At 52.3% G+C, this 23,369-nt stretch carries 17 protein-coding genes and 2 pseudogenes; 7 read left to right on the forward strand and 12 right to left on the reverse strand.

The window, feature by feature from the left end:
• Positions 1 to 6: 6 nt before the first annotated feature.
• The 5 genes from BBB56_RS21385 to BBB56_RS21405 form a co-directional block, all read right to left on the reverse strand.
• A complete protein-coding gene (locus BBB56_RS21385; RefSeq protein WP_123802941.1) occupies positions 7 to 540 on the reverse strand; it encodes a GAF domain-containing protein in 534 nt (177 codons plus the stop codon).
• Positions 541 to 545: 5 nt separating this feature from the next.
• Positions 546 to 1,949: an MFS transporter gene (locus BBB56_RS21390; RefSeq protein ID WP_123802942.1), complete on the reverse strand. Its 1,404-nt coding sequence runs from the start codon at positions 1,947 to 1,949 to the stop codon at positions 546 to 548.
• 119 nt (positions 1,950 to 2,068) lie between these two features.
• Complete coding sequence (locus BBB56_RS21395) at positions 2,069 to 3,478, reverse strand: amino acid permease (RefSeq protein WP_123802943.1); 1,410 nt, start codon at positions 3,476 to 3,478, stop codon at positions 2,069 to 2,071.
• 134 nt (positions 3,479 to 3,612) lie between these two features.
• On the reverse strand, positions 3,613 to 5,175 hold the full coding sequence (locus BBB56_RS21400) for an aldehyde dehydrogenase (NADP(+)) (protein ID WP_123802944.1): 1,563 nt from the start codon (positions 5,173 to 5,175) through the stop codon (positions 3,613 to 3,615).
• A 107-nt stretch (positions 5,176 to 5,282) separates the two neighbouring features.
• The gene (locus BBB56_RS21405) at positions 5,283 to 6,182 is read right to left on the reverse strand and encodes a dihydrodipicolinate synthase family protein (RefSeq protein ID WP_123802945.1); all 900 of its coding nucleotides are present in this window, start codon (positions 6,180 to 6,182) and stop codon (positions 5,283 to 5,285) included.
• A gap of 200 nt (positions 6,183 to 6,382) precedes the next feature.
• On the opposite strand from BBB56_RS21405, the gene BBB56_RS21410 reads away from it, so the two are divergent.
• On the forward strand, positions 6,383 to 7,126 hold the full coding sequence (locus BBB56_RS21410) for a GntR family transcriptional regulator (RefSeq protein ID WP_199756284.1): 744 nt from the start codon (positions 6,383 to 6,385) through the stop codon (positions 7,124 to 7,126).
• A gap of 11 nt (positions 7,127 to 7,137) precedes the next feature.
• On the opposite strand, the gene BBB56_RS21415 is transcribed toward BBB56_RS21410, so the two are convergent.
• The 4 genes from BBB56_RS21415 to BBB56_RS21430 all read right to left on the reverse strand — a co-directional run bounded on the left by BBB56_RS21415 (position 7,138) and on the right by BBB56_RS21430 (position 11,940).
• Complete coding sequence (locus BBB56_RS21415) at positions 7,138 to 8,631, reverse strand: UbiD family decarboxylase (RefSeq protein ID WP_305036979.1); 1,494 nt, start codon at positions 8,629 to 8,631, stop codon at positions 7,138 to 7,140.
• 46 nt (positions 8,632 to 8,677) lie between these two features.
• Complete coding sequence (locus BBB56_RS21420) at positions 8,678 to 9,679, reverse strand: 4-hydroxyproline epimerase (RefSeq protein WP_123802947.1); 1,002 nt, start codon at positions 9,677 to 9,679, stop codon at positions 8,678 to 8,680.
• A 13-nt stretch (positions 9,680 to 9,692) separates the two neighbouring features.
• On the reverse strand, positions 9,693 to 10,934 hold the full coding sequence (locus BBB56_RS21425; RefSeq protein ID WP_123802948.1) for an NAD(P)/FAD-dependent oxidoreductase: 1,242 nt from the start codon (positions 10,932 to 10,934) through the stop codon (positions 9,693 to 9,695).
• 139 nt (positions 10,935 to 11,073) lie between these two features.
• The gene (locus tag BBB56_RS21430; RefSeq protein ID WP_123802949.1) at positions 11,074 to 11,940 is read right to left on the reverse strand and encodes a DMT family transporter; all 867 of its coding nucleotides are present in this window, start codon (positions 11,938 to 11,940) and stop codon (positions 11,074 to 11,076) included.
• Between the two features lie 87 nt (positions 11,941 to 12,027).
• On the opposite strand from BBB56_RS21430, the gene BBB56_RS21435 reads away from it, so the two are divergent.
• Positions 12,028 to 12,897, forward strand: coding sequence for a LysR family transcriptional regulator (locus BBB56_RS21435; RefSeq protein ID WP_233593084.1), 870 nt, complete (start codon positions 12,028 to 12,030; stop codon positions 12,895 to 12,897).
• Between the two features lie 36 nt (positions 12,898 to 12,933).
• On the opposite strand, the pseudogene pckA reads toward BBB56_RS21435, so the two are convergent.
• Positions 12,934 to 14,559: pseudogene (gene pckA / locus BBB56_RS21440) on the reverse strand (phosphoenolpyruvate carboxykinase (ATP)).
• Positions 14,560 to 14,686: 127 nt separating this feature from the next.
• Here pckA and BBB56_RS21445 point away from each other — a divergent pair.
• Positions 14,687 to 15,694, forward strand: a complete 1,008-nt coding sequence (locus tag BBB56_RS21445) for an Ldh family oxidoreductase (protein ID WP_123802950.1) — start codon at positions 14,687 to 14,689, stop codon at positions 15,692 to 15,694.
• Between the two features lie 321 nt (positions 15,695 to 16,015).
• Here the strand turns inward: BBB56_RS21445 and BBB56_RS21450 are convergent, their stop codons facing one another.
• A complete protein-coding gene (locus BBB56_RS21450) occupies positions 16,016 to 16,912 on the reverse strand; it encodes a LysR family transcriptional regulator (RefSeq protein WP_233593085.1) in 897 nt (298 codons plus the stop codon).
• Between the two features lie 111 nt (positions 16,913 to 17,023).
• On the opposite strand from BBB56_RS21450, the gene BBB56_RS21455 reads away from it, so the two are divergent.
• Positions 17,024 to 18,187 carry an alpha/beta fold hydrolase gene (locus BBB56_RS21455; protein WP_123802951.1) on the forward strand — a complete coding sequence of 388 codons (1,164 nt, stop codon included), beginning with the start codon at positions 17,024 to 17,026 and terminating at the stop codon, positions 18,185 to 18,187.
• A gap of 427 nt (positions 18,188 to 18,614) precedes the next feature.
• Positions 18,615 to 19,016 carry a VOC family protein gene (locus BBB56_RS21460; RefSeq protein ID WP_123802952.1) on the forward strand — a complete coding sequence of 134 codons (402 nt, stop codon included), beginning with the start codon at positions 18,615 to 18,617 and terminating at the stop codon, positions 19,014 to 19,016.
• Positions 19,017 to 20,974: 1,958 nt separating this feature from the next.
• Here BBB56_RS21460 and BBB56_RS23550 read toward each other — a convergent pair.
• Positions 20,975 to 21,124: a hypothetical protein gene (locus tag BBB56_RS23550; RefSeq protein WP_158673955.1), complete on the reverse strand. Its 150-nt coding sequence runs from the start codon at positions 21,122 to 21,124 to the stop codon at positions 20,975 to 20,977.
• Positions 21,125 to 21,739: 615 nt separating this feature from the next.
• Between BBB56_RS23550 and BBB56_RS21470 the strand changes: the two genes are divergently transcribed.
• Together BBB56_RS21470 and BBB56_RS21475 are read left to right on the forward strand one after the other, a co-directional pair.
• Entirely contained in the window at positions 21,740 to 22,864 is a 1,125-nt protein-coding gene (locus tag BBB56_RS21470) for a chromate resistance protein ChrB domain-containing protein (protein WP_305036980.1), read from the forward strand.
• Positions 22,833 to 23,225, forward strand: a pseudogene (locus tag BBB56_RS21475) (chromate transporter); the annotation flags it as partial. The gene BBB56_RS21470 and the pseudogene BBB56_RS21475, both read left to right, overlap by 32 nt.
• Between the last annotated feature and the right edge of the window lie 144 nt (positions 23,226 to 23,369).

Consider the following 23,369-nt stretch of genomic DNA (forward strand, 5'->3'; position numbering starts at 1 on the left):
TTTCATTCAGACAATGGCCGTCACTATGCCAGGCATTTCATCCCGGCATGATTCAAAACCGCCATCGAGTATGTAAGGTACGAGCATCTGAATTATGACCAGCGCAGGCGAGAGATCGGCCCGGTCATAGCTGTGCTCTTCGTGCATAAGATTGATAGATCCGATGACCTTGCCCTGAAACTTAACGGGCAGGTTCAGCACGCTTTCACATCCGTACGAGATAAGCTCTGGCGCGTCAGGAAAAACGCTTATCAGCGCTTCTTTATCAGGCGCAATAAACACTTCACCTTTTCTCAGAACCGTTTCAGACCAGCGGCTGCGGCTTACCCGCTTTTTGCCTCCAACCGGATTTAACGCTTCGTTACTGCTGTAAAGCCTTACCAGCAGGCCGTTGCGATCGTCATGAAACAGCACAGTGAACAGCCGGGCCTTGTAGAGCGTGGTAAGCACCCGTTCCGTTTCCTGCCAGACTTCCCGCTGGGACACCTCCAGATTTTTAAGCTTCTGTGCAAACTCTCTGATTAGTTTCATCGTTTCCATGGCAGTTACCTGCGATCTGTTTTAAGCGTCATATCGGATGACACAGGCGGTTCGGGCGTCTGTTCATTGATGTCTTCGAGCGTTCTTCCCTGGGTCCGTACACCAAACAACAGGACGGCCAGCGCGCCCATCAGAAGCATGCCCGTGGTCATCGCGAACACCCCGCCAAAACCAAAGATCGGGTACAGCCAGCCGACCAGCATGGGAGAGGCGATCGCACCAATGCGGCCGAATGCCGAAGCGGCTCCCATGCCGGTCGCACGTACCTCGGTCGGAAAGACCTCAGGGGTATAGGCGTACTGGCCGGCATTAACGCCGTTCATGGCAAATGACAGCAGAATGCTGGCCATAACGATGACGTTATTACCCGTGGCAAATGCCAGAAGAAGCGCGGCGGCGCACGCCAGGAAGAGATAGCTGACAATGGTGGCTTTACGGCCAATTTTTTCGTTAAACCAGGCGGCTGAGTAGTAACCCGGGATCTGTGCAAGGTAAATCAGAATAGAAAAGGAGAAGCTTTTCGAGATGGTCATTCCCTGCTGAACCAGCAGCCCGGGGATCCAGGTGAAAAAGGCATACGAACAAAACGTGATGGAAAGCCAGAGACACCAGATCATGGCCGTGGTGCGCGCCAGCGGTCCGGTCCAGAGCAGCTTCAGGGTTTTGAGCATGCCATTATTGTTTACAGGGATCGCTTTTACGTGGGTCTGCTCTACCGGCGGAAGTTCAACGCCGCTGCGTACCACCTGCGCTTCGATATAGCTCACGACCTTTTCTGCTTCTTCATGCCGGCCGCGGCTTATCAGCCAGCGGGGGGATTCAAACAGTGACTTTCGCCACCACAGCAGAGTTATTACGGGTACAGCCGTCAGCGCGAGGGCAAAACGCCAGGCGTTATCGCTGAGCGGCACGAGAAAATATCCAATCAGGGCGGCGAGAACAAACCCGAAGGAGAAGAACCCTGCCAGCGCGCCCGTGAAGCTTCCCCGGTAGCGATTACTGACGAACTCAGCAAGAAACGGTGCAATGATGGCACCCTCTGCCCCCATCCCTATACCGGCAAGCGACCGGAAGAGAAAAAACGTGTGCCAGTCAGTGACGAAGGCGTTGGCCAGTGACATGCTGCAGAAAATAGTCAGTGCCCACATCATGACGACGCGGCGTCCGAACCGGTCACCCAGCATCCCGGCAAACAGCGCCCCGATCAAAAAACCAATATACGTACTGCTGGCCAGCAGGCCGGTCTGAAAGCTGGTGAGCTCCCATTGCACGCGAATGACAGGAAGAATAAACGCCACGATGGCGGCATCCATTGCCTCAAACGTAAATCCCAGCCCGCCCATCACAAGCAGTTTGAAATGAAAACGGCTGAAAGGAAGCCGCTCCAGTCGTGCAGTAATGTCTGACATAATTCAACCCTGATCATTAAACATCAAAAGTTAACTGCCAAATCACTCCGGGAAACATCAAGTGACTGGCTCACTTGCTATCCATTGCAGGACTACCTTTCAGCAAAAATTACAGTCTGTTAATGCGCTTTATTTACGCGTCTTTCCGTGACGCCTGCTTTCCGTTTATTGGTCACAATCAGGCTGGCAATCAGCACAAACAGCGTCACGCCTGCGGTCATCAGAGCTTCATAACGATAGGTAGCGGAGACAAACATGTACCCGAGGATCCCGGCGATAACGATGATGGTGAACCAGGTCAGGTAGGGATAAAGCCACATCTTCAGCTTTGGCACCTCACCGCGCAGGTTCATCTGACGGCGCATGCGTAGCTGGGTGAAGGCGATGACCAGATAAAGCACCAGTCCGAATGCACCAGTGGTTGAAAGCAGAATGCTGAATACCTGGCCGGGGAAAAAGTAGTTTGCAAGGCAGCCCAGGAAGCCAGCAACAGTCGAGCTGATGACCGCGACGCGGGGAACGCCGGCCTCTGATGTGGTACAGGTTGCAGCTGGCGCATCACCCCGACGTCCGAGCGCAAACAGCATGCGGGATGAGGTATACAGGCCTGAGTTCATACAGCTGCATACAGCGATGAGAACCACAACATCCACCACAAACTTCGCGCCGGGAATATGCATGATCTCAAGTGCACGCTGAAAAGAACCTACTTCCATCAGTCGCGGATCGTTCCAGGGGACGATGGCGACGACCAGAAAAATCGACAGGATGTAGAAAAGAGCGATGCGATAAACCACAAGGCGGGTAGCGCGGGCGATTTGTTCTTCAGGATTACGTGACTCCGCCGCCGCGATGCTGACGATTTCAGCGCCAAAGAAGGAAAAGACGGTCACAAGCACGCCACCGATCACTGCACCAAAGCCGTTAGGCATAAACCCGTTGAAGGCCCAGAGCTTCTCGACGCCGCTGATGTCAGCCGTGGGCAACTTACCGGTTACCGCCAGGGCACCGAGCACAATAAAGCCGATAATTGCGACGACCTTGACGATAGAAAACCAGAATTCGAATTCACCGAAATTTTTCACGCTGAACAGGTTGGTAAACGTCAGCAGGAATACAATGCCAGACGAGAACAGCCAGGCAGGAACGGTCGGGAACCACGTGCTCAGTATATCCGCGCCGGCAATAGCCTCTACCGGAATAACGAGAACCCAGTACCACCAGTAAAGCCAGCCGATGGAAAAGCCTGCCCAGCGTCCGATCGCGCGATCGGCATACGTCGAGAAAGACCCGGTATCAGGCTGGCTGACAGCCATTTCGCCGAGCATACGCATGACCACCAGAACCAGCAGCCCCGTGAATGCGTAGGATATAAGGATCGCGGGTCCGGCCGTCGCAATGGCTTTTGACGACCCGATAAATAACCCTGCCCCAATAATGCCCGCGATGGAGATCATGGTGACCTGGCGTGTGGACAACCCGGCATGGAGAGTTTTTCCACTGCCTTGAGATGAATGTATTTCAGCCATATTGCCTCTTGTCTTAAAGACGGTTGATTTGTTTTTATATTTTTTGCAGATGACAGCGCCCCGACCTTATAAAAAATAAAGTCAACCTGACGGGGGATTTAATAAGTGAGGGGGGATCCCCCTCACTCTTTTAATCAGCCAAAACTGACCGGAATATTTAGAGGGTTACTTTGCTGGAGTGCCGGCGGAAGAAGCGCTTCAGGAAGGCCCTGATAGGATACCGGACGCAGGAAGCGATGAATGGCAAGGCTGCCTACTGACGTGGTGCGGCTGTCAGAGGTGGCCGGAAACGGCCCGCCATGGACCATGGCATGCGTGACTTCCACGCCAGTGCCAAAGCCGTTTGCAATAAGGCGTCCTGCCCTGGTTTCCAGCAGAGGCAGCAGCGCGCTGACGTCCGGGTAGTCTTCCTGCGTAAAATGAACGGCGGCAGTCAGCTGCCCTTCCAGGTGCGAAACGGCTTCCTGCAGCTGCTGCAGTGAATCGCATTTTACAAGAAGTGACGCCGCACCAAAGGCCTCTTCATGCAGCTCAGGATGGGCCATAAAGTCTTCCGCAGAAACAGCGAACAGTGACACGCGGGACGTAAACCTGCCGGACTCCGGTCCCTGTGCCACCGTCGTTACTTTCGGATGGTCTTTAAGTTCGCGAAGACGCTCCACGTAGGCTTTGTGAATACCGGGCGTCAGCATATTAGCCGGCTGCGTGTCTCTGATGATAGCGGCAGTCGTTTCAGCGAAGCGGATAAGATCCGGGCTTTTCACGGCAAAAATCAGTCCCGGATTGGTACAGAACTGACCGGCTCCCATGTTAAGCGCCGGTACAAAACCTGCTGCTATCTCTTCCGCGCGGGTTTTGAGGGCATTCGGGAACAGGATTACAGGATTAATTGAGCTCATTTCGGCATAAACCGGGACAGGCTCTTTACGGGCATTGGCAATTTTTACCAGTGCCATACCGCCAGTACGGGAGCCAGTAAAGCCCACGGCCTTGACGCGCGGATCGGCCACCAGTCCCTGACCGATACTGCGGTCACTGTCAAACAGAAGTGAGAACACGCCTTCCGGCAGGTCACAGTCTTTTACGGCCTGCTGAACGGCACGCGCGACCAGCTCTGAGGTTCCCGGATGCGCGGAGTGTGCTTTGACAATGACGGGACAGCCTGCAGCAAGCGCGGATGCGGTATCGCCGCCAGCCACAGAGAACGCCAGTGGAAAATTAGAGGCTCCGAACACAGCGACCGGGCCCAGCCCGATATGCTGAAGACGCAGATCGACACGTGGAAGGGGTTCACGCTCCGGTTGAGCCGGATCGATGCGGGCGCCCAGGTACTCACCACTGCGCAGAACGCCAGCGAAAAGCTTCAGCTGCCCCATGGTGCGGCCGCGTTCGCCCTGAACACGGGCCTTTGGCAGGCCGGTTTCCAGCATACAGCGTTCAACAAGGGTATCACCCAGGTCAGCGATATTCTGTGCAATGCGCTCAAGGAAAGCTGCACGCTTCTCTGGCGTGACGTTACGGTAAACAGGGAACGCGCTGGCTGCAAGGGCGCAGGCATGGTCCAGATCGTCTTTGGTAGCCCCGCCGAAAGCAGGCTCAATCTGATCACCGGTGACGGCGTCAAGTGCATAAACTTTGCCGTTGGTACCCTGCTTCTCTGTCTGTCCGATAAACAGGTTTCCTGAAATCTGAGTCATATTTACCTCTTGTACTCTGACCTTAAACTGGCGGGAGCACACCGGTCAGATGTGCTCTCCGGGTGAGGCAGCCTTATCTGCTGCCTCTCAGGCTCATGACCAGCAGGTCAGCCCTGGTAGTTCGCTAAATCATCAATGGCTTTTTTAACCGTTTTTTCTACGTATTCGCGCTCAGCGCCTACGAGCGGCAGACGCGGCGCGCGCGTCCACTCTGGTGCTCCGTAAACCAGATGTTCTGCCAGCTTGATGTACTGAACCAGCTTGACGTGCGTGTCGAGATGGAAAGAAGGCGTCACGATGCGATAGATCTCGCGTGCTTCGGCAAATTTTTCCTGCGCGCACAGGTTGAAGATTTTCACGCACTCTGCTGGCCATACGTTTGTCATACCGGAAACCCATCCGGTAACGCCCAGCGCAGAACTCTCAACGATCAGGTCATCCACGCCACAGAAAATGCTGAAGCGATCGCCAAATTCGATATACATGTCAGTGACGCGGCGAATATCGCCGGTTTCTTCTTTAATACAGACGATCTCAGGCGTATCGATCAGTTCTTTCAGAACATCGACGGTGACATCGACACCGTATGCAATGGGGTTGTTGTAAATCATGACAGGCAGGGAGGTGGCGCTGGCGATGCCCTTGTACCATTCCGCCGTTTCACGCGGATCGGTTTTGTAACCCAGACTCGGGAAGACCATCAGGCCCGACGCACCAAAAGACTGATACGCTTTGGCATTTTTCTGCGCGTTCTCAAGTGTGGTTTCAGCCAGACCAGAAAGTACCGGCACGCGGCCGTTTGCCGTTTCCACAGCCGCACGGATCACGGCTTCACGCTCCTGCATATTCAGGGAAGCGTTCTCACCCAGCATTGGCAGCACAATCACGCCAGATACGCCGTTTTCGATAAGACGCTCAATGCTGCTCTTCAGCGCCGGAATATCAAGCTGACTGTCCTGCGTCATCTTCGTAGTAACTGCCGGGAAAACACCTTTCCAAATAGCCATTTCCTACCTCTCCAAAGTTCATATTGTGACCAACTGGATCCAATATACATATGCACAATATGCGTGTCCATCATAAATCCTTAACAAAACTGCATATAAGAATTTACAATGTCAGACCTGTGATCAGCCTCTTACGAATAGAAAATTCTTATGAAAGTACGCCTTTGACAGGGTAATTTGACAAGGTAGGATGAGGTAGCGTGCGTCCGCAGGTTGCGGTAATTTATTCACTCGTTCTCTTGGATCCAAAAACAGCAATGACAACTAAACAACTTCTTAAACCCAGCTATAAGCTGAACAGACTCAGCCTGCCAGAAGCGCTCGCTGAATCCCTGCGCGAACGTATTCTTAATGGAGAGTTCAAAGAAGGGGAAGCGCTCGTTCAGGAAACCATCGCCGCAGAGTATGAGGTCAGCCGGATGCCGGTTCGTGAAGCCATACGTCAGCTGGAAGCGTCCGGACTGGTTGTGACCAGAATGCATAAGGGCGCATTTGTTAACTCCATTCCTGTTGATCAGATAAGCGAGCTCTTTGAACTTCGCGCTCTCCTGGAGTGCGAAATTTTTGCCCACGCCATCCCCCGTATGAATTCGGCTCATATCAGTACGGCCCAAGATGTGCTCGGCCAGCTGGAAGACGCCTATCATCGCAAAGACATCAAGCTCTGGGGCAAGCTTAACTGGGAGTTTCACCGCTCTTTATATGTGCCCGCTGAACGTGTTCAGACCCTGCAGATTATTCAGGGCATCAATGTGCAGACCGATCGGTACATACGCCTGCAGCTGCTGCTGACTGAAGCTCTGGAAGAGGCGGAGCGCGATCATAAAGAGCTGCTGCAGCTGGCTATAAAAGGGGAAGTTGAACGCGGGGTCGAAAAAATGCGTGAACATATCCAGACGGCGGGTAAAAATCTGCTCAGCGTATTGAAAAAGGGCCATGACTGACCCTCATGTCATTACCGGTCGCTGAATCCATATGCAGACCAGTTTTCTGTCACGCATGACTGTACGCTGGCCGGGTAAGAGTGGCTAAAGGATGCGGGTCTGGCGCGGTGTGAGCCCTGAAACTCTTCCGGGAACAGGCAGCTTACAATGCTTTTTACACTCTCTCCCTGCTGCTTTTCTTCCGGGTTAAGGTAAGGGACAAGCGGGATCCCGGGCAAAGAGGGATAGGTAAAGTAATCCCGTTCAGGATGGCTGCGGGTTGCCATCGCCCATACGACCTGATCGATACGTGTAATATCAATATCGTTACCGACCAAAATAACTTTCGGGATCAGCCAGCCTACATGCGAGCGGAAAAATATGTGCGCAATCTGATGACTGAACGCTTCCGCCGTTGTTTTCATTTTCGCCAGTTTCTGCGTATCAATTGAGAATACGATCCAGCACGATGCAGCTTCATAAGAGCACCATGCCATATCGACAGGCATCGCGTTTTCCTTCATCAGCGAAAGCGCCTGAGCTGACATCATGGTTCCCCAGATGGTATGGTTCTCTTCAGGCGGCAGGCCGGCTACACATACCGGCAGAATGGCCTGATTACGCCACGTAACCGCATGGACGTGAAACACAGGCTGCGATTTACCTTCCGGAAAACTGTATCCATGGTATTCCCCCATCGGGCCTTCTGGTGCCTTTTCATCAAAGCTTATCTCGCCTTCCACAATAATTTCTGCACTGGCCGGCACGTACAGCCCCGATGTTTCACATCTTACGACCTCAACGGGCGTGCCAGTCAGCGCACCCACATAGCCCGGCTCGCTAACCCCCGCCGGAAGCGGCATGCCGGCAACAGCAAGCGCGGCAGGAGGTACACCAAGCGCCATTGCCCATGGCGTATTGAGGCCTTGTCTGGCCCACATATCACGGATCATGCCAACGTGCTGCTGCGGCATGGCAGGACCCACCAGGGTATTCTTATTCCGCAGCATCAGCCTGCCAACTGACCAGCTGTCCCACTGGCCGTCCGGTGACTGCACAACGTGCATACCGTATGTGCCAAAATATTTTCCGCCGTCTTCGGCATGAAGCCGGGGGACGGGAAACAGCGTAAGGTCTACGTCCGCGCCTTTACGGATATTTTCCTTACAGGGGCCGGTCGGCAGGCAAACCGGATCCAGGGGAGTGGCACATGATGCCCTGGTGATTTTTTCCAGAATTTCGCGAGGCGTTGCGGTTTCAGGCAGACCAAAATGTGCTGCAACGCGGGAATATTCCCGCCCGGGTACGCTGCGCATGCCTGCAGGTGCGCCCAGAATACGAAAGCCGTTTGAATTAAGCAGGGATTCAAAAAGCGGGGCAGACTGGCGGGTTTCATAAACGCGGCGGGTAATGGCACCAGCCTCAAGATCCGGGTCTACGGGCACGTTAATCCTGACAAGGTCGCCCTGTTTTTCCAGCAGTCGGATAAATGCGCGGAAGTTCATGGCGGGGGATAAGTTCGGCAAAATAACCTCAGTACAGAAGGGCCATCCGGCAGGATGGCCCTGAAAATCATACGAGCTGGAATCCGTGAGCGAGAGGATCGCGATCGTCTACAATGATGGTGTTATGTCCGGTCACCCTGGCCCAGCCAGCAACGCTTGGCAGGATAGCTTTGTGATACCCCACTTTGGTCTCACCCTCAATGCGGCAGTTAAAGAGCGTACCAATAATACTTTCATGGATAAACGTATCGCCCACTGCCAGCTGACCTTTCGCAGCCAGCTGCGCCATGCGAGCTGATGAGCCGGTTCCGCAGGGAGAACGATCTATTGCCTTGTCACCATAAAATACGGCGTTACGTGAGCTGGCCGTGGCATTTTTGGGTTTGTCCGTCCACATCACGTGGCTCACACCCTTAATGCGCGGATCTTCAGGATGCTCGGGCCTTACGGTATCCTGAACCAGCCGGCGGATAATCGGGCTCAGCCTGACAATTTCGCTGGCTGACATGGACTCAAGCCCGGGCCAGTTTTTCTGTGGCTCAATAATGACGTAATAGTTACCGCCGTACGATAAATCTACGGTAAGCGGCCCGAGTCCCGGAACGTCAATTTCAATGTTTTCAGCATGAAGATAGCTTGCCACATTAAACAGCCGGACCTCTTCCACGTACTGTCCGAGTCGGGTGTATTCCACTTCTATTTTGCCCGCCGGTGCCTCGATGGCCAGCTTTCCTTCCTGAGCAGGAACGACCAGTCCTTCCTCTATAGCGGCTGTCACCGTGCCGATGGTTCCGTGTCCGCACATAGGCAGACATCCGCTGACCTCTATGAAAAGAACGCCCACATCGCAGTCCGGACGCGAAGAAGGATAGAGAATGGTGCCTGACATCACGTCGTGACCGCGAGGCTCAAACATCAGCGCCTTGCGCACCCAGTCATGCTCGCGTGTAAAAATCTCACGCTTCTCAGACATCGATACATTCGGCATAAAAGGAGCCCCGCCCGCCACAACGCGTACCGGGTTTCCACAGGTGTGGGCGTCCACACAGAAAAAGGTATTTCTTGCCATGGTCTTATCTCGCTCAGTTAAAACGCTTGATGGAGTAGGGGGTGTAGTCCAGAGAATCCGGTCGGGAGTAAATTAAGTCAGCAATCAGCCTGCCCGTGGTTGCCGACTGGGTCAGCCCCAGATGACCATGGCCAAAGGCGTAATAAACATGTGAGTGCAGGGATGAACGACTGATGACCGGCAGGCTGTCAGGCGTGCTGGGGCGATGGCCAGCCCAGTGGATCCCTTCCGTTTTTTTCAGCGTGGGGAGATAAATTTCTGCCAGTTTTGCCAGTGAGGAGGCGCGTTTATAGTTCGGCTTGTCATTTATGCCACCAAACTCTGCTGCACCGCCAATACGCAGGCCACAGCTCAGCGGGGTAGCCACAAATTTCCGCTCTGCAAAAATGACTTCACGGGAAAGCTGAACGCCGGAGTCCTGTATCGTGGTGTTATAGCCACGCTCACTTTCAACCAGGCTCTTTTCGCCGAGCATCTCGGCCAGCTTACGGGACCATACGCCAGCGGCAATGACAATATCATCGGCAAAATGGGTGCGACCGTCCTTCATTTTAACCTGCTGCTGTCCCGCGCCGGCCGTCTGAATTTCGCCTACATCGCCCTTAATGACGTTCACGCCCTGCTTAATCAGCCAGCCGCGCAGTTCATCCACGATGACTTTGGGATCGTTGATGTGTGACCACTGGGGCGTAAACACCGCATGCGTGACCTTACTGCTCAGCGCAGGTTCAAGCGCGCGCGCCTCATCGCCGGTCATATGCTGTACGCGAATGCCAGCCTGCTCACGCAGTTCCCACTCATGTTTTTCAGCGTTATAGCCTGCCTCAGTCTCATAAACCGTTAATGCACCGTCCCTGTGCAGCTCCTTCATGAGCCCGGTATCTTCCAGCATAGGTAGCAGGTCGTTATAGACGCGAGAGTTCAGCACCGATAGCGACCGGTAAATGCGCATGAATTCGTCTTTCTTGCCCGATCTGTAAAAACGCAGCAGCCATGGCAGCAGTTTTAAAGCATGTGCAGGCCGCACTGCCAGCGGACCAAGCGGATCCAGCATCCATCCGGGAACCTTCATGAATATGCCAGGAACTGCGGCCGGAATAACCTCTGTGACGGCAATGCCGCCTGCATTACCGAATGAGGTTTTATCTCCTTCGGGCTGACGATCTACAACGGTAACTTCCGCTCCTTCTTTGTGAAGGTAATACGCGACAGAAAGACCAATAATCCCTGCCCCAACAACTGTGATTTTCTTCATCTGCAAGCACCTTACTTCCGGTCCGGATTAAAAATCTTATTTTTGTATACTGGATCCAATGTCCGATTCTGTATCGGTCTTTCTGGTCGCGACAATACTTTTTGCTTATGGATAATTAATTTTGTGAGCCGGATCGGTCTCAGGCTTCAGCAGTATGCGACTGAGCCCGGGATGATATGAACGCAGCACAGGTAATGAGACCTGCGCCAAGTAACGTTCGCACATCCGGTGTCTGTGAAAGCAGAAGCCATGCAAGCGCAATCACATATACCGGTTCCATGGCGATCACGACGGCTGCGGTCTTGGCTTGCAGTTGCCGCAGTCCGTAAGTGAGCAGCGTATAAGCCAGCCCTGTGCATACCACGCCCAGAATGATGATTAACCAGAGTTCAGAGCCCGGAGTTTTTAAAAGGCCCGGCGCACCGGCTGGAAGGGCAATCAGCATGCAACCGAGGCACTGCGCCCAGGACGCCTGCAGAGAGGATGCCGCCGTCCTGACGTGACGGTTAACCATAACGATAACCGCGTAGGACAGGCCACCCGCCAGGCCCCAGATCATACCCGAAGACACGCCGCCGGCACTGACCAGCCCGGGAGAGAGTATCAGCAGGCCCGCGACAATAAGCGTTATCACGGTCATATCTGTAAAGCTGAGCTTCTCCCGGTAAAAAAGGGCTTCAAGAAGCATGACGAAAGCCGGAAAGCAGGCAAAACCCAGTGTGCCGATAGCTACTCCGCCTTCGCGGACGCCCATGAAAAAGCAGAACCAGTGAAGGCCCAGAAGCGCGCCATTCATCACCAGCCGACTAAGGTCGCCCGCCCGCATGTTTTTCCAGGGCAGCCCGTGCCTGAAGGCCATCACGCCGGTCAGCAACAGCATGGCAAAAAGCCCTCTTCCAAAAACAATGGTCATGATGTCAGCAGATACACGTTCGCTGATGAGTGCAGACAGGGCAAACAGCAGGGTACAGGTCTGAACTGAAAGATATTGCTTAACGTTTTGCATAAGTCACCTCCATGACAGCCTAACAGTGCACGGCAATCCTATAAAATGAATGTTACACTGCCTGCCTATTCGAAATACTGATAGGTGATGCTCGATATGAAAGACCGCAATCTGGAAATCAGCTGGCTCAAGACATTCGTTACGGTTGCCCACACGGGGTCAATGACGCAGGCCACGGAGCTGCTTTACAGGTCGCAGTCGGCCATCAGCATGCACATCAAAAATATTGAGGAGACGCTGGGAAGAAAAGTCTTTAACCGCGATATACGTCGGCTGTCGCTCACGCCCGCGGGTAAAGAACTGTTGCATCATGCCCAGAAAATTCTTGGCGTATACTCTGAAGCAATGCAGTCTCTTATCGGTTCCGACGTCAGGGGGACGCTCAGCCTGGGATTACCGGATGATTTTGTTAAGCAATACCTGCCCGGTCTGCTGCGCTCGTTTTCTGAAAAATATCCGTTCATTGAGATCTCGCTTATCTGCGAGCCCTCACTTTCACTGATTCCGAAGATCGAATCCGGCGAACTGGACGTAGCTGTCGTGACGCGAGACAGACCGGACCGGGGACATTTTCTTTTTAGCGAGCCGCTGGTCTGGACCGGCAGTGAAACCTGTAATCTCCTGGACAGGTCTCCCCTTCCGGTTGCTATGTATGAATACGGCAGCGAGGCGCGTAAAAAGGTTTTGCAGGCGCTCGATGCGCTGGAAAGCGGTTACCGGGTGGTTTACAGCAGTCCCTACATTGCCGGCCAGATTGCAGCAGTAGAGAGTGGTATGGCGGTTGCGGTACTGACCCGCTGCAGCGTGCCGGAACATCTTACGGTGCTCAGGTCTTCACGGCTGCCAGCTATGCCCGCCCTGGACGTTGTTGTTTTCGCAAGCCAGCAGTCTGCCAATAAGTCCCTGGCATCATTGCTGGTTCAGGAGGTGATTTCTGTGATGGGAACGACTGACTGAAGCCTTAACCCGCCGGAGCGGGCTGAGGCCAGCGCATTAACCCTGGGGGCCTGCGGCTTCGAGAGCGGCACCTGCCGGTGTATCGGTATATCTGACAAAATTTTTGCGAAAAAGTCCGGCCAGAGATTCTGCCTCTGCCTGCCATTCCAGCTCGCTTCTCCAGCTGTTACGTGGGTCGAGAAGTGCCTCATCCACGCCCGGCACGCTGACCGGCAACGAAAGGTTAAATACCGGCAGGGTAATGACGTCCTGTGAGTTCAGCGTATCGTCAAGTATGGCATTGATGATGGACCGCGTATCCTTCAGCGAAATGCGTTTTCCCGCCCCGTTCCATCCGGTATTGACCAGCCAGGCCTCAGCCCCGGCCGTCTCCATGCGTTCGGCCAGTACCCGGGCATAGGTTGTCGGGTGCAGGGTCAGAAACGCGGCACCAAAGCAGGCGGAAAATGTTGGCGTGGGTTGGGTTATGCCGCGCTCCGTTCCGGCAAGCCTGGCGGTAAACCCTGACAGGAAGTGGTACATCGCCTGGTCACGCGTCAGCCGGGAAACCGGCGGCAGCACACCGAATGCGTCTGCGGTCAGGAAGATGATTTTACGGGCGTGACCCGCGCGGGACACTGGCGTAACGATGTTTGGGATGTGGTGCAGCGGGTAGGACACGCGTGTATTTTCCGTTTTGCTGCCGTCATTATAATCCGGCGTGCCGTCCGTGCGAATGACAACGTTTTCCAGCAGCGCATTGCGGCGGATGGCGCGCCAGATGTCGGGTTCAGACTCTTCAGAAAGTCCGATAGTTTTGGCATAGCATCCCCCTTCAAAGTTAAACACACCCTTCTCATCCCAGCCGTGCTCATCATCACCAATCAGACGTCGGGACGGATCGGTTGAAAGCGTGGTCTTCCCCGTACCGGACAATCCGAAAAATATGGCCACGTCACCTTTTTCCCCAACGTTGGCCGAACAGTGCATGGAAGCAATACCTTTCAGCGGCAGCAGATAATTCATCACTGAAAACATACCCTTTTTCATTTCACCGCCGTACCAGGTCCCGCCGATGAGCTGTATTTTTTCAGTGAGATTAAAGGTTATAAAGTTTTCTGAGTTCAGCCCCTGCTCGCGCCAGTGCGGGTTTGTGCATTTTGCCCCGTTCAGGACGGTGAATTCCGGTTCAAAAATCTCCTTCTCTTCTGCCATCAGAGCAATAAACATATTTTTAACGAAGTGGGCCTGCCAGGCGACCTCGGTCACGAATCTGACACCGATCCGGCTGTCCTCATTGGCCCCACACCTGGCGTCTATTACAAAGAGTCGCTGTGCAGAAAGTCGCTACGTCACCGTGTCTTTCAGCGATACCCAGTGTTGCTCTGAAAGAGGGTGATTGTCATTGCGTGCGCCCGGCGTGTCGCTCCATCACACGGTTTCACGCGTCAGATTGTCCCGGACAATGTATTTATCCCTGGGCGAGCGGCCAGTAAAAACACCAGTATCAACGGACACTGCGCCGGTGCTGGTTACCGTACCTGTCTCATGTCCCTGAAGATCTGACGCCGTTTCTTCACGGAACAACAAATCAAAACCGGGATCGTAAATAAGCTCACGGATGTCGTTAATACCTGCCTGCTGCAGGTGCGCCCTGACCCGCTGCTCTGCCAGACCTGTCATGCCTTTCTCTTGAAACTATAGGTTATGGATATTGGATCCAATGTAAATTTAGCCTAGAGTGTCCCTGAGTTCATTAATGTGGTGCAGATCAAATCCCGACGATCCATCGACCAAGGAGTCAGTTACGATGCAAGAAAACATTCACCTTAGCCTGGCGCAGGCGCGCAACCTTTCACATAACACTCTGACTAAAGCCGGTTTCAGCAAAGAGCTGGCTTCTGCGGTCACAGACACGCTCGTTGCCTGCGAGCGTGACGGGTGCAAATCGCATGGCCTCTACCGGCTTCTCGTATGCGTGAAGACGCTGCGCGCCGGAAAAGTGAACCCGGTTGCCGAACCGCTTATCACGCGTGTTGCGCCAGCTCTTCTGAAAGTGGATGCCGATCAGGGCTATTCTCTCCTTGCGCTGGAGAAGGCGGCGGACAGCTTTACCGAAATGGTGAAGCAGCAGGGCATCGCGGCAATGGTCATCAACCGCTGTGTACACTTTTCAGCAATGTGGTATGACGTTGAAAAATTCACTGATCGAGGACTCGTGGCGCTGGCCATGACGCCCAGCCATGCCTGGGTAGCGCCTGCCGGAGGTACCCGTCCGCTATTTGGAACCAACCCGATAGCCTTTGGGTGGCCACGAGTGGATGGTGACCCGTATGTGTTTGATTTTGCCACAAGCGCCATAGCGCGTGGTGATCTTGAACTTCACCGCAGAGACAGTAAAACCCTGTCGCCGGGGCTGGGCATCGATAAAGAAGGACAGCCGAGCACAGACCCGGCAGCCGTGATGGAAGGAGCTATGCTGACGTTTGGCGGTTATAAAGGCTCAGCGCTGGCTACCATGGTTGAATTACTCGCAGGGGCGCTTATCAATGACTTTACCAGCCCGGAGTCGCTTGCGTTTGATGCTGGCACGGGCTCTTCACCAATGGGCGGAGAACTTGTTATTGCCATGGACCAGCTAAAATTTATGGGCGAGACGCCGAAAGACGCGCAGCAAAAGGCGGAAAGTATCTTTACAGCCATTACTGATCAGGGGGCAAGGCTTCCTTCACAGCGTCGTTTTACTAACCGAAAGGTTTCTGTGACAGAAGGCATTACTCTCGACAGGAAGCTTTACGAGGACATTGTATCGCTATAATTTATCCTGCCCGGGACAGAATTTTTTAAATATCGAGTAATGTAATAGATTCATGCATACTGGCTGCACTTTTCAGATTAACGTGTGGACTTTATCCGTTGCGAAATTTAAGACGGGTTTGTCTGATTGTGATTAAAACGTAGATCCAGGTGCAGACCTCGGTTTGAATTTAGATGAAACCTGCGTGTTTTGATGCATTTATCCAATACATGATGTTGACAGTGTGTCCGCTTTTCACTCATAGCGGACTTTGTTCCTTACGGAAGTCCGCTTTGTGCCAATAGCGAACATTACTTAATGTATATGTCATTTCTTCTCTCTTTACAGCTGTGTATTTCTTAAAGCTTCAGCAATAAAATCTACAAAACTGCGAACTTTGAAAGGAATGCGGATCGCACTGGGATACACTGCCTGAATGGTAAGTTCCGTTGTCTTGTACGCTGGCAGCAGCTCAATCAGTCTGTCCTGTTTTATATACTCACAAAAAACAAAACTGGGACCATATACTATGCCTGTTCCGGCCAGGGCGGATTCCAGAAGCAACTGAATATTATTGGACGTGATTCGGCATGCACTTTCGATACGGTGCAAGCTGCCCTCAGGGTCGTAAATTGTCCAGTCTCCCGCTGAAACCGCCTGGCTGAACGCCAGACGCGGCGCGCGGGAAATATCTTCCGGCGTCTCTGGCGTGCCGTGTTTTTTCAGATACTCTGGTGATGCACACAAAACCATCTTGCAGGGCGCCAGCCGCCGGGTAACCAGCGACGGATCGTCAAGACGCCCAACCCTGATGGCAACATCAATTCGATTTTCAAGCAGGTCTGCGTATTTGTCTTCAAGCACAACATCCAGACTGACCTCCGGAAATAGTTCCAGATAGCGTGACACGATCGCACCAAGATGCATTGCACCGAAAGCAACCGGCGCAGCAATGCGAAGTAACCCGCGCGGTGTTGCCTGAACATCACTCGCTTCTCTGTTCGCATCTTCCACAGCCTCAAGAATAACTTTGCAACGTTCATAATATCGCTGCCCCACATCCGTCAGGCTCAGACGGCGTGTTGAACGCTGAATAAGCCGGGCATTTAAATCGGATTCAATAGCACTGACATGTTTTCCTGCCATTGCCGCTGAAAGCTTAAAACGTCTTGCAGCCGCCGCAAAACTCCCCTCTTCCACTGCCGCGATAAAAATCTGCATGCTGATAAATCTGTCCATTAAATCCTACCATTCGATAATTTGAGTATCGGCTATAGATATTATTTCACGGATTATCATTAATTGAGACTGTAATTAACATTGTTTTCATTCCTCAGGAGGTGTGAAACGATGAAAATTAATGTGAACAATACGGGTATCAATGTACAGCTACAGGGCAGCGGTGAACTTGCGCTGGTATTTTTGCACTATTATGGCGGCTCATCCCGTACATGGGAGAGCGTGACGGGTCAGTTACCAGACCACTACCGCACGGTTGCCATCGATCATCGTGGCTGGGGCTTGTCAGACGCCCCCGAATCCGGATACAGGATTGAAGACCTTGCAAGGGATGCTGAAGGCGTTGTTTCAGCACTTGAGCTTAAACGCTACATTCTGGTTGGCCATTCAATGGGGGGGAAAGTTGCCCAATTAATGGCATCGCGCCGGCCCGAAGGGCTTGAGGGTCTGGTTCTCATTGCGCCCTCCCCACCTTCCCCTATGCTGCTTTCTTCAGAGGAACGCGACAGATTATCCAGCGCATATAACAACCGCGAATCAGTCGGGTTTGTCATCGACAATGTCCTGACGGCGCGGCCGCTTAGCCCCGCGCTTCGAGAGCAGGTCATCGAGGACAGTTTAAGAGCGTCAGAAGGGGCCAAAGCAGGCTGGCCCGGTGTAGCAATCAGCGAAGACATCACCCGGGAAGTCGCCTCCATTAATGTTCCGGTAAGAGTCATCTCAGGAGAGCTGGACCGGGTCGATACCCCGGAAACTTTGCAAAGAGAGTTGCTACCCCGTATTCCTCACGCAGCGATGTATATTATTCCCGGTACGGGACACCTTTCACCACTTGAATCACCCGGTGAGATTGCCAGTAGCATATCTGCCTTTGCTGCATCGATTGAAAAGAGTGCCGCGGTTTATCGCTCCCCTGGTGAAACCATCGCCGCCTTTGATGAAGCATTTAACGCGGGAAACATTGATAACTTAATGTCCGTTTTCAGTAACCGCGCCACCATGAAAATGGCTGATGGTGCTGTCATTGAAAGTAATCCTGAAGCACTACGGATGGCTTTATTCACGCTCACAGCATCACGGCCGGTTATCAGGAACCAGATACGTACTCTCATCTCTGCGGGTGATCTCGTTCTCGCTCTCATTAACTGGTCGCTGACGACGACTTCAGATGACGGCACTCAACACGTTGAGCACGGTATCGCCACGCAGGTAATGGAGCAGGGTGCGGACAAGGGCTGGCGGATACGCATTTCAAACCCATCAGGGGTTGTCTGAATACTATTAAAGATGGATCGAACTTACGGATACAGATATTCATATGCAGTAAATCATCACAAGTCAGGGCCGGTTGTAGATGCAGCCTTGCCATTGGCTCCAGCCACAGACTCAGAACACCGCCCCTGACGGTACGGCAGAGCCTGCCAGCTCTGCCGTTTTGCTAAGTCGGGCTGAAATTCCGACCTGTCGGGACGCCTATAAGGTATATGAGCAGACGAGGAATGTTGGAGGATACCAGAGCCTCTTCAGCAGACCTGTGTTCAGCTTCTTAGTATTCTGACCCGGAATGCCCGCTTCTCGCTCAGAGCTGACACTGTTTTGCACATAGTTCGCTTTGTGTCAGAAGCAAACATCACTACGCACTTTCATGTTAAAAGAAAGTGAATGGGCAGCTGTGCCTGAATGAAAACCTGACGGAGCAGAAATGAGAACGCAAAAGCGATGTATGGGATATGTGGCCATCGTGGTTGATGACTACGACCGCGCAATTGAGTACTACACCGACAGGCTGGGCTTTACCCTGGTTGAGGACACGCCGCAGCCGGGCAAGCGCTGGGTTGTGGTGACGCCGAACCCGGAAAGCGACTGTAATCTTCTCCTGGCTCGCGCTTCAAACGAGCGGCAGGAGGGATTTATCGGCAACCAGTGCGGCGGACGGGTATTCCTGTTCCTTCAGACCGACGACTTCTGGCGCGACTATAACGCCATGAAGGCGAAGGGCGTTTACTTCTGCCAGGAACCGCGGGAGGAGGAGTACGGGATGGTGGTGGTGTTTGAGGACATCTACGGCAACCGCTGGGATCTTTACCAGAACGCGCAACCCTGACGACTGTATGTCCACGCACTTCCGTTGCGTGGTCAGGATGTTATGTCCAAAATAATGGAAATATGCCATTGTAATGAGCGAAACGTCAGCTTTTCGCTCATAGCACTCCTTGCCATCACGTATGACTCCTTTGTGCCCAAAGCGGCGTCAGAGATTACTCTCTCCCTGCCCTGCAGGTCCGAAACCCGCGTGCATTCTTCTGAGCCAGCCGATGTTGTCGGCGAGCCGAATCGGACTGCCGAGCCGGCTAAGGCGGGAAATCAAAAGGAAGCATTAGATGTCTGATGTTAACCGCCTTCCGTTACTGAAGCCCGGAGAAGCAGTTGTGGCATAAAAAAGCATGAACAGGAGTTGAAGGTAAAAAAGAGAATCTGAGACAGTGCCACCCAGAAACAAAATACAAAGGCGTGGACCGGTGCGCCATCTCCAGAGTTTACTATCCTGCAAGGCCGCTCACCTTCTGGTAATGTCCGTTTTCTATAGATAAAACCTACCCTTATAGATAAAACCTACCTTGCCTGCCATGCCCGCGATTATTTCCTGCTGGTAAATATATAATAATGATGGCTCTGACCCTTCAAAAATTATGTTACTTAGCGATGGTCTGTAACATCACCTTCATTTAACTTATATGGTTAATTTTATAGAAATATTTCACCTGGTAATTTACTTCCCCCGCCTGCCATAAACATTTTTAAAATAAATTTAACGCATTCTCAGTGCCGTTATTGAATAGCATGAAAAATCATTATTGCATATTATTGCTGGCACTGTTTTCGATTTATTTAGGGGTTTTCTTATTTGTGCTCGAGGGATGTTTGTCTTCATTTATTACAAATTATCAAAAGTATATGTTACAACGATTTACATAGTTCAATATTGCAAGTATAACTTTCATGTTGTTTATTTAAGGTTTTATAGATCTTTAAGTAATTTGTCTGTTCGGTTTCACATCGGTAACTTTGGCTCTGCCAGTTCATCAATTACTCTTTATAAATAAGAGAAACACATACATGTAAACCCCATTATCAGGAAAATAAAATGAGCAAAGGAAATTATTATTACTTGACAGTGAGTACCGACCAGGATAGTTATCACTATTTACATCGAAAATCATGCAGGCGCTTACCAGCAAAAGAAGACCTCATGTTCATTGGGGCATTCCATACTCTGAATCAGGCCTTGTCTGTTGCAAGATTGAACTTTAAAAAAGTCAAACCCTGTATTAAGTGCTGCATTCATTATTCAGAGCCAGTCAATCACGAAAAAGTGCGGCCGGTACACCATCTCCCGAAAGAATTTCTTTGAACGGTAGCGGCGAGATTACCTGCTTGTCTTCTTTTTTGATTTTTCTCTCAAAAAATTACTTCTAAGGTAATGATGAGACTTTTATACGTTGCATACTGGAAACAGAAAGGTTTTTTGTGTCTGTATTTAAAAGAAATTTTTACAGCTATTGCCGGACACTCGGTAAAAGACGCATTTTGCTGAGTCCGGCCTTCCTGTCTATTCCTTCGTGCCCATCTCCCTACGCTGTGCATTCCTCTGCTGTTATCATGCCACCGCCCTTTTCATAATGCTCATCAGGTTAGAATAAGGGAATTATCTTTTAAATGGTGATGCTAACTAGCCAGATTACAGCACAGCCGCTTAAATGGTTATACTCCTACGTCCGCTTTTTGCCCACAGCAGACCTCGAGCGTAAGGCTGCTCTGCTTTTTAAGCATAATTTGTGCTTCAAATGATAATTAATCGCCCATGGTAACCATATACTCTGATCAGGTCAGACAATATTGATGTTACGGAGATAGCCTGTAACTCGGTTCCGCACACGTCTGGAATAGAAGCTCAGCGCACGCAAGGCATATAGCGGAGATTTGACCAGCAACTGACGTTCATCCCTGGCTACATGTTTGTATTCCTCGCACAACATGCAACTGTTATTGAATAAGAAAAATTCATTCCGCGTTAAACGCCCGTGACAATACCTGCAATAAAAACCCATTCATCTTTCTCCTTCCCATATGCCCGGTAGCGATCAGGGACACCATTACGTCTTCCCAGGTGTCAGTAGTTGCCAGTCCTGGTAATTCTGTATGGTCTTTCATTCTCCTCCTGTTTTGGTATTTCAGCGTTTCAAGGTACGACCAGCGAAGCGGTACGAACAACGCGGAGTATTCTTAAAAAGGATTATTTTAATTTTAAAATTGTGTCTAAATATCTTATTAGTTAAGGTTTGGTTAAGATGATGCCTGTAAACTGTCAACTTCCCTTTTCGACATCCCTTTTTCTGGGGCTATCAGATGTATGAATCCCGCTACGGGAACTCTATTGATTCGACGCGCGACAGCAGTCGCTTAAGCGCCAGCACGCTTAGCTTGCAGCACCTAGAACCCAGCCGGCGAGTCCAGACGCGCTCACTGCGGTCCGGCGCAGCTCACCGGCTTTGCCGGCAAACGCATCAGGGCTTGCGACCCGGCAGCGCCCGGGAGCCGAAGGGGCCATCAGGTTGTCGATACTAATGTCCGCTTTGTGCCAGGAGCGGACGTCAGCAATATCGAAGCTCATTAACTCATATAAGCAAGTGATTTCACTCTTTACCTCAACATGGATGCGGACGCGCGCGCAAGAAAGTTCAGAACCGGCGCAAGCTTCTCCCTACCGCTGCAAGGAAACAGAGCACTCGCTTCCGGCTCGCCTGAAAACCTTAATGCCAGAGAGAAATGGTTTTACGGCGCCTGGCTGGCCAAAGGTTAGTCAGGCACGCCGTCCTGCTTTCCCCTCCCCCTTTTTCCGGCTCGCACGCAAAAACCTTATCAAGCGACAACTGTCACCATCAGAAATTATTTGTAGCGTTTATTACACAATGTAGTAACCTCTACATAATGAAAATACACATTTTAATCCTTACGCTCACTACTGCTCAGTCCACGCTACGCATGCGCGTCTGGCGAACCCTGAAAAATAGTGGCGCCGGCACCCTGCGCGATGGCGTTTATCTGCTGCCTGACGTAGAGGAAGGGTATAAAACCTTCCTGACAATGTGCCGCAACATCAGGAATGAAGGCGGAGCAGCTTATGTCTTTACTGCTGAGGTTTCTGAGGGTGATTCGTTTCGTCCACTGTTCGATCGTTCAGATCAATACGGGGAAATTTTAAGAAACCTCAGTGTATTCAGAAGTGCAATGAAGGCTGAAGGTCTGCCAGGGCAACTAAAGCAGCTGCGTAAATTGCAAAGGGAATTCGACAGACTCGGAGAGATTGATTTTTTCCCAGGCGAAGCCCGACAACAGACGGCTTCGGCACTTGCCTCGCTGGAACTGGAGATAAAGCAGCTTATTTCCCCAGGCGAACCGCATGCCACGCCAGGTGCGCTGACGCGACTCAGTCGAGATGCTTATCAGAATCGCGTCTGGGCGACGCGACGCCGCCCCTGGATAGACCGGCTTGCCAGCGCCTGGCTTATCCGGCGTTTCATTGACGGCGACGCGCGTTTCCTCTGGCTTGACAACGTGGGCGCCTCTCCGTCAGATGCGGTGAGCTTTGACTTTGACGGCGCTATGTTCAGCCATGTCGATAACCTGGTCACCTTTGAGGTGCTGGTCAGACGCTTCGGGCTAGAGCAGAAGATACCCGACGACCTGGGGCTGCTGGTTCACTATCTGGACGTCGGCGGCGTACAGCCCCCGGACGCCGCTGGCGTAGAAAGCATTCTGGCAGGGCTGCGTGAAAGCATTACGGACGATGACAAACTGCTGGCAACAGCATGTACGCTGTTTGACGGCTTACTGACGTCTTTTGAAATGAGGTCCGGCAATGAGCAAGATGGTCGCACTCCCCCAGACTGAAGACAGCGCAAAACCGTCCTCCGTTTCCTTCAGGGAAGCTTTCCTTTTCTGGCTGAAGCTGGGTTTTATCAGCTTTGGGGGGCCAGCCGGTCAGATTTCCATTATGCATCAGGAACTGGTGGAAAACCGGCGCTGGATATCGGAGCAGCGATTCCTCCATGCGCTGAATTTCTGCATGGTGTTGCCCGGTCCGGAGGCGCAGCAGCTGGCAACGTACATCGGCTGGCTGATGCATAAAACCTGGGGCGGAATCATTGCCGGTCTGCTTTTCATTTTGCCATCGCTGCTGATTCTGATTGCGCTGGGCTGGATTTATATCGCCTGGGGCGATATAGCCGTAGTGGCGGGGTTTTTTTTCGGTAATTAAACCCCCCCTGCAGGGCGCGTGCCTCACGGCGCGCCTCCAATTATCTCCCCCCCCCCCCACAAAAAATACCCCCCGGCGGTGGGCCCCCCGCGCCGTTTTTCTATTTTTTTTTTTTAGCGCCTCCTTCTCCCCTTCTCT

Source organism: Candidatus Pantoea deserta (assembly GCF_003813865.1).
GTDB lineage: Bacteria > Pseudomonadota > Gammaproteobacteria > Enterobacterales > Enterobacteriaceae > Pantoea > Pantoea deserta.